We start from the raw sequence: 7,181 nt of genomic DNA on the forward strand, positions 1-7,181 counted from the left end.
CCGAAAAAACGCACACATGGAAGATGGATGCGAACATTTCTTTCTTTTCTAAGCAAATTCAGAGGGTTATTTTGAAGCCCAGGCAAGGAGGGCTGGGTGCTGATTTCAGCCTGTGTTGTTATTTATAGGTTAGTATATTAGTTACAGCCTGTCTTTTGTTTTTGTAAGCATTTGAAAATAAGAAAAAAATGGGCTCTTCAATTTTGCAAAGCGACTCTGAAACACCGTCTGGGTGACTCTGATCCCACGGGGCGGTGACTCTGATCCGACGATGCAGGGATAGACGCAGGCTGTGGATAACTTTAGGGTGAGTGTCACTGAAACCCCGAACGCAGATTCGGGGGCGGTGAGCAGAGGTCCAGATCAGCCCTGAGCAACAGGGCGGCTGGGTAAGGGCAGGATTATGAGCACTACAAGTCTGGGCGGGGGGCTTCTCCCGGACCGTCATCCAACCGGCGATTTTTTCGTATGTGATCTCTTGGGCGCCAGTCCCAAGGATGATCTTGGCACGATGGAACATCCGATTTTTTCACTCTCGACCCGGCCGGATCGGCGGGTGCTGAGCTATGAACACAATGACACGCAGGTTGAGGTGACCCCGAGCGTCAAAGGCCGCGCCACCATCCATGACAAAGACATTCTGATCTATTGTATCAGTCAGCTGATGGCGGCGCTCAACGCTGGGCGTGAGATTTCGCGCAGGCTCACCCTGACCGCGCATGACCTGTTGGTGGCCACCAATCGCGACACCTCTGGGGATGCCTATGCGCGTCTGCGCGAGGCGTTTGAGCGGCTGGCCGGCACCCGGATCACCACCAATCTGACCACCGGCGGCCTGCAAACCACCCGCGGCTTTGGCCTGATCGAAAGCTGGGAGATTTTGCGCCGCGCCCCCAAAACCAAGCAGGACACAAAACGCGGCGGCGGCGGGCGCATGGTCTCTGTGCAGGTGGTGCTGTCGGAATGGCTGTTTCGGGCGGTACAGGCCAAATCGGTTCTGACGCTGAGCCGCGACTATTTTCGCCTGCGCAAACCGCTGGAGCGGCGGCTCTATGAATTGGCGCGCAAACATTGCGGCCGCCAGCCCGAGTGGAAAATCAGTGTTGCGACGCTCCATAAGAAAGCGGGAAGCGCCGCGCCTGTGCGGGTGTTTCGCGCTGCCGTGCGCAAGATGATCGCAGCCGATCACCTGCCCGATTACAGCCTGTCCGAAGAAGAGGGCGATATCATCCGCTTTGCCCGGCGCGGCCAGGTGATCGAGCCGGGCGCGGGTCCGGTTTTGAGCAGCGAGGCGTTGGAGCATGTGCGCGCGCTAGCACCGGGGGCGGATATCTATGCGCTTGAGGCCGAGTGGCGCCATTTCTGGGCCAATAGCGGGCGTCCGCGTTTGGGCAATGCCGACAAGGCGTTTTTGGGCTGGGTTAAGCAAAGGATCGCGACCTAAATCGCCATCGGGTTGAATTGTGCTGTGAATTTTACAAAAGTCGGGCTGTCTTTGTGAGGATGCCGTGACGTGAAGTGTTGTGCTTTTTATCCTTTTGGAGGGATTTTGGGTGTGGCCTTTGATCGGGCGCGGGCCCTTGGCTTGGATGCTCATGAGATGTCGTGTCGGTTTGCGGCGGCATCTGTCCGATGCCAGTTCGGTCTTCTGTATATTTTACAACATTTTAGAGAGCATCTGTGCGATCGAAGAACCGCCGGTTCACACAGCATGATCCGGCCCCAGACGCCCGGGTTTGGCGGTGACATTTCGCCCAGGGTCAGGGGCGGGATGCGGCTCATTTTGGGGGGCATGTACCGGGAGCGCCATGTTTGGGGCCAAGGCGTGTTCAGCTGGTCACGGAATCGCCGCTTTCAGATTTTAGGACATCCCAAAGCGCCCGGCCATTGGTGGCTTCTGGCCCCGGGTTGCAGACTGACTTGAACGAAAACTAACGCGAGAGACGAAGAGGGTTTCCACGCATGTGTACGCTTTGTGATGCCAGCCAGAATTTTGACCCCAACCGCCATATGGACGGAGGGGCCACATTTGATGCCACCAGCGCAGGGATCACATCATTGATCGCTTCGGCCAATCCCGCGGATGGTACGATTGATGAAATGGCCGAGTATCTGTTGTCGGGCTATTGGGACACGGCGCATAGTTTTGACACCTCATCGAGCAATGTCTTGACCGTTGATTTGAGCGGTCTGACCTCAGAGGGTAAGCAATTGGCCCGCTGGGCGCTGGAATCCTGGGAAACCGTGGCCAATCTGGAGTTTGTCGAAGTCAGGGGCAATGCTGATATCACGTTTAGCGATGATCAGAGCGGGGCCTTTTCAGGCGCGCGTTACACCATGGACGGGACAACCTTGGATGCGACGGTCAATGTCTCACGTTCGTGGATCGCGAGCTATGGCTCTGGCGTTACCTCTTATACCTTGTCGACCTATATCCATGAGATCGGTCATGCGCTTGGGCTTGGCCATCAGGGCGGTTACAACGGCAATGCCAGCTTCTCCCGCGATGCGCTCTTTGGCAATGACAGCTATCAGATGTCCGTGATGTCCTATTTCCAGCAGGACGATAATCCCAATACCGATGCCAGCTATGCTGAACCGATGAGCGCGATGATGGTCGATATTGTCGCGATCCAGACCTACTACGGAGCGCCGGGTGAAAACAGCCCCACGGGCGGCAACACCACCTGGGGCGAAGGGTCGACCGTTGGGACCTATGTGGATGAACTGGCGGGGAATGGGCTTCCTAGCGATCCGGTTGCCTTTACCATTTATGATGTCAGCGGCACTGATCTGATCAATTTTGTCTCTGCAAGCAGTGATATCAATTTCAACCTGCGCGACGAAAGCTTTTCGGATGTTGGCGGGTTGATCGGGAATGTTGCGATTGCACGCGATACCTTGATCGAGAACCTGACCACAGGCAGTGGCGATGATACGGTTGCGGGCAATTATGCGGGCAACCTGATTATCACCAATGATGGCGATGATCATGTGTCGGGCCAATTGGGCTGGGATCGGATCTGGCTTGGCAATGGCAATGACACGGCGTTTGGCGGCGATGGCAGTGACAAAATCGGCGGCGGTGCGGCGCGCGATTCACTTGATGGTGGCAATGGCAATGACACGCTTTGGGGCGATGATGGCCGCGATACTCTGTTGGGTGGCGCGGATGACGATCTGCTGTTTGGCGGCAAGCAAGATGATTCCATGGTCGGCGGCTCTGGCGAAGACACGCTTTATGGCGGTGAGCAGAATGACCGGCTTGAGGCCGGGTATGGCGATGACCTGCTTTATGGCGAAAGCGGCGAGGACAAGCTGTTTGGTGAGGTCGGGTCTGACACGCTGAATGGCGGTGATGACAAGGATTGGCTCGATGGCGGGCAGGCGGCTGACACGCTGAATGGCGGCGATGGCAATGACGGGCTGCATGGCAATGCCGGCGATGACGAGATGAATGGCGATGGCGGTTCGGATCGGTTCTGGTTTGGCACCGGCAATGACACGGCGACCGGGGGGGCGGATGCGGATTCCTTCCACTTCTTCCGCTATGGTGGGCATGACACGATCACCGATCTGAACGTGGCAGAGGGCGACATGCTGTGGCTCAAATCCAACCTGTGGGAAGAGAGCCATGGCACCCTGACCGAGGCCGAAATGATTGCCGAATTTGCCAGCATCAACAGCGATGGCAATGTGGTGCTGAGCTTTGACACCGGCGACAGCATGACCCTAGAGGGCATCACCACGACCGATGGTTTGGAAGAGATGATCACCATCGCCTAAACGGTGCCGGGATGCGCGCGCAGGGGCCCTGGCAGGATCGGGGCAGGATCGGGGGCAGGATCAGGTTGCAGCCAGAACCGGGTTACCCAGGCTCAGGTCGCGCTCGGCTGGCAGCACAAAGAGCCGCAGATCGCGCAGTTCAAAGGTAAAGCTTCGGGTGGGCAGCGCGATCCACAGGGTGTGAAAGCTATAGGTATTGCACAGCGCCTCATAGCGCCCAACCCGGTGCAACAGGGTCTGCACCTGACGGGTTGCCGTGCCTTGCAGGGGCTGTTGCAGATAGGTGTCGCGCATGCCGTCGCAATGCATGTTGCGGATCACCACAGGCAGGGTGTCACCGGCACAGCCTTCGGATTCGATCACCAGCCCGACAATATCCCCGGCTGACAAAAGCCCTTGGCCCAAAGCAATGTTGAGCGACAGCCATTTGGGGCTGCGCTTGACCGTGGTTTTGAGCTGAAACAAAACCCCAAGCTCGGGCCAGACATCCAGATCGACATCGCCATTGGCGCTATCCCAGCTCAAAAAGATCCCATCGGAGAGAACCAGACCTTCGTCCCTGAGCTGGGCGTTGTGCCCGTGGCGCAGGCCATTTACGGCTTTGGCAGAATGGAGTTCCATTGGATGGGTCACAGAGGCAGATCCCGTCGTCAAACACACAGTTGAAATCTGCGCGGTCGGGCGCAGTGCTCTCTCTATGCCGTAAACCCGGTCTGGTTGTCGAGGCCCGCCCCCAACCGGGGGTCCTCGGGCGGTTGATTTGGCTTTTTTGTGCCGCTTTTTGTATTCGCGAGGCCAGCGGCTGGACGCGCCTTGCCCCTTATGTTTTCTAAGGGCAAACCGTTGGAAACGCCCTAGGAGAGATGCCCGTGACCGCAGAGTCCGCCGATAAATCGGGATCAACCCCGCCGTGCTCACAAGAGGCGCTGGCCGCGTTGCTACAGGCTGGTCTCCCGCCCGAACAGGCGCTGCGCGACTGGTGCCAGACCATCAGCGCGGCGGACTCTGATGCACAGCCGGGGTCTGAACCAGATACCGACGCGAACCCCACCCCAGATATGTGCCCTGATACGCATGCTGACAGCCGTCCGGCCCGTCTTCGGGCTTTGGGGGCGCAAAGCGGTTTGGCCCAGCTCTTTGCGGCGGCGCTGTTACAGGCAAATCCCAAAGCGGCGGCGCTGTTGGACGGTGCCCAAGACGTCTGCGCGCAAGGTGATATGATCGCCAAGGCCTATGCGGAGCTTGCGGCTTTGACGAAAACCGCCGCGCAAGCGCAAAAGGAGCTGGCCGTCGCGCAGGCGACCCTTGCGGGGGAACGCCGCCGCATTGCCATGGCCGAGGCCCTGGCGCGGGATCGCGAAACGATCATGGGGGCCGCCGTGTTGAGCCTGTCAGCCGCGCAGGCCGAGAGCGATGCCCCAACAGGGCCTACCGAATGAGTTCTCCTTTTGCGTTGATTGATCCGCCTGAGGCCCCGGTCCGGCCCCGGTTGTTTCTGGATGCCCAGCACGGGCTGTGTAACCGGCTGCGGGCGATGGCATCGGGGGCGGCCATCGCCAAGGCCACCGGGCGTGATCTTGTGGTGGTGTGGCGGCGGGATCATCATTGTGATGCCCGGATCGGCGATTTGCTGGCCTATCCCGGCGCGGTGATCGAAGAGGATGATGTGGCCGACCTGTGTCGCGACCTGTCGGAGCGCGTCTATAACTATATGGAAATCGAACCGGGCTCGGCCTATTTAGAGCCTATTCTGGCCCAAAACGATGCCACCAGCGGCGATATCTATGTGCGCAGCGCCTATACGCTGGTCAGCCCCCATGCCGATCCGGCCGCCGAGCAGGTCTTTTTGCGCGGGCTGATCCCCTCTGAACCGGTCTGTGATCTGATCAAAAAGGTACGCCACCCCAATGACGTGGCGGTTCATATCCGTATCTCGACCGGACCGGGTTTTGATCATCTGAGTTATGAATCCCCCGATAACTGGCCCGAAGAGCGCCATGCCGAAATGCTGTATTGGCGGGCCAAAAGCCAACCTGAGGTCTTTGAGGCGCGGCTGGATGAGCTGATCGCGCAAGGCAAGGCCGAGACCGTGTTTTTGGCCGCCGATCTGCCTGAAACCTATGCCCGGTTTCAGGACCGCTATGGCGACCGGCTGAGCTATCTGCCGCGCAAACTTTACGACCGATCTGCAGAACAGTTGCAATATGCGCTGGCGGATCTGTTGTTGCTCACCCGGGCCGAGCGGCTGTTGGCCAGCAATTGGAGTTCCTTTTCGGATGTGGCACAGCGGCTGGCGCCTTTGGGGCGGCCCGTCGAGCAAAGCGGCACGGATTTTTAAGTCGCCTGCTTTTCAGCCCCGAGGGGGCCGGGCCGTGTCGCCGGGGCCGAGACCTGTTTATTTTATATTGTTTTGGGACCTGAGATCGCATTGAAAGTCGCGGGAGAATGTGCCCTAACGGACCAACCTAGAAGTTGAATATGAGCGCCATGCTGTCCCAATTGGATACCGATCTTTCGCCGTGCCCGACCCTGTTGCTGATTGGGGCCCCTGCGCCTGATGTTTTGGCTGATTTGCTGACGCAGCCACGCGCCCGTGTGGTTCTGGCTGAACCTGACCCCGATCTTGCCGCCAAAATTGAGGCCGACTATGACGGACACCCGTCTCTCAAGGTGATTGCTGCGGCGGTGTGCGCCCGCAGTGGTCGGGGGGAGTTGGTGAGTTACAACCAACCGGGATTGCGAAGTTTGCATCCTGCCACCGCGCATCTGAAACGGCTGTTTCCGGGGTTGAAGCCGCGCGCGCGCAGCGATGTGCGCACCATCACGATCAAGCAGTTCCTGCAACAGGCCGGCAAGCTGGAGGGCACGGTTGAGCTGCGTCTGGAAACCGGCGGCGAAGAGGCCGACATTTTGCGCGGCTTGATTCAGGCAGGCGGTTTGGAAAACGTGGCACAGATTGTGTTGCATTGCGGGGTTGAACCGCTGTTTGAGGGCGCCGAACCTTTGGCGGTGTCGGCGGGGGTGTTGCGGGCCGAAGGGTTTGCGCTTGAGGCACAAGAGGGGGACGATCCTGATTGGCCTGAGTTGCGGTTTGGCCGCGATCCTTTGGTGGCTGAGTTGCGCCGTGAGCTAGAGACCCTTGGCAATGCGCATAGAAGCGCAAAAACCGCCCATGCGGCCAAGACCAAGGCTTTGGAAAAGGCGCACAAAGAGGCACAGACCAAGGCTGCGGCTGATATTGCGTCGCTGAAGGAAGAGCTTGAGGCGCTGGCCGCCCAACACAAGCAACGCGAGGCGGAGCGGGACAAGGCCCAAGGCGCCTTGGCCACCCGGACAGCGCGGGTCACTGAGCTGGAAGGCCAACTGGCGCAAGCGCGCGAAACTGCGGCCAACCG

General features: G+C 59.0%; 6 protein-coding genes. 5 read left to right on the forward strand and 1 reads right to left on the reverse strand.

The window, feature by feature from the left end; all coding sequences use genetic code 11:
- Positions 1 to 403 precede the first annotated feature (403 nt).
- Together ACRBB0_RS08975 and ACRBB0_RS08980 are read left to right on the forward strand one after the other, a co-directional pair.
- Positions 404 to 1,444: a replication initiator protein A gene (locus ACRBB0_RS08975; protein ID WP_431374090.1), complete on the forward strand. Its 1,041-nt coding sequence runs from the start codon at positions 404 to 406 to the stop codon at positions 1,442 to 1,444.
- A 518-nt stretch (positions 1,445 to 1,962) separates the two neighbouring features.
- Entirely contained in the window at positions 1,963 to 3,786 is a 1,824-nt protein-coding gene (locus tag ACRBB0_RS08980) for a M10 family metallopeptidase C-terminal domain-containing protein (protein ID WP_431374091.1), read from the forward strand.
- 60 nt (positions 3,787 to 3,846) lie between these two features.
- Here the strand turns inward: ACRBB0_RS08980 and ACRBB0_RS08985 are convergent, their stop codons facing one another.
- Positions 3,847 to 4,407 (reverse strand): hypothetical protein, encoded by a 561-nt coding sequence (locus ACRBB0_RS08985; protein ID WP_431374092.1) that lies wholly within the window; start codon positions 4,405 to 4,407, stop codon positions 3,847 to 3,849.
- Between the two features lie 248 nt (positions 4,408 to 4,655).
- Between ACRBB0_RS08985 and ACRBB0_RS08990 the strand changes: the two genes are divergently transcribed.
- From ACRBB0_RS08990 to ACRBB0_RS09000, 3 genes are all read left to right on the forward strand, one after another.
- Positions 4,656 to 5,225, forward strand: a complete 570-nt coding sequence (locus tag ACRBB0_RS08990; protein ID WP_431374093.1) for a hypothetical protein — start codon at positions 4,656 to 4,658, stop codon at positions 5,223 to 5,225.
- Positions 5,222 to 6,124 (forward strand): hypothetical protein, encoded by a 903-nt coding sequence (locus ACRBB0_RS08995; RefSeq protein WP_431374094.1) that lies wholly within the window; start codon positions 5,222 to 5,224, stop codon positions 6,122 to 6,124. The genes ACRBB0_RS08990 and ACRBB0_RS08995 overlap by 4 nt, the downstream gene beginning before the upstream one ends.
- Before the next feature lie 140 nt (positions 6,125 to 6,264).
- Positions 6,265 to 7,181 (forward strand): FkbM family methyltransferase (locus ACRBB0_RS09000; protein WP_431374095.1); only part of this gene is annotated, 917 nt, incomplete at its 3' end.

It is taken from the genome of Pelagimonas sp. (genome assembly GCF_050633425.1).
GTDB lineage: Bacteria > Pseudomonadota > Alphaproteobacteria > Rhodobacterales > Rhodobacteraceae > Pelagimonas.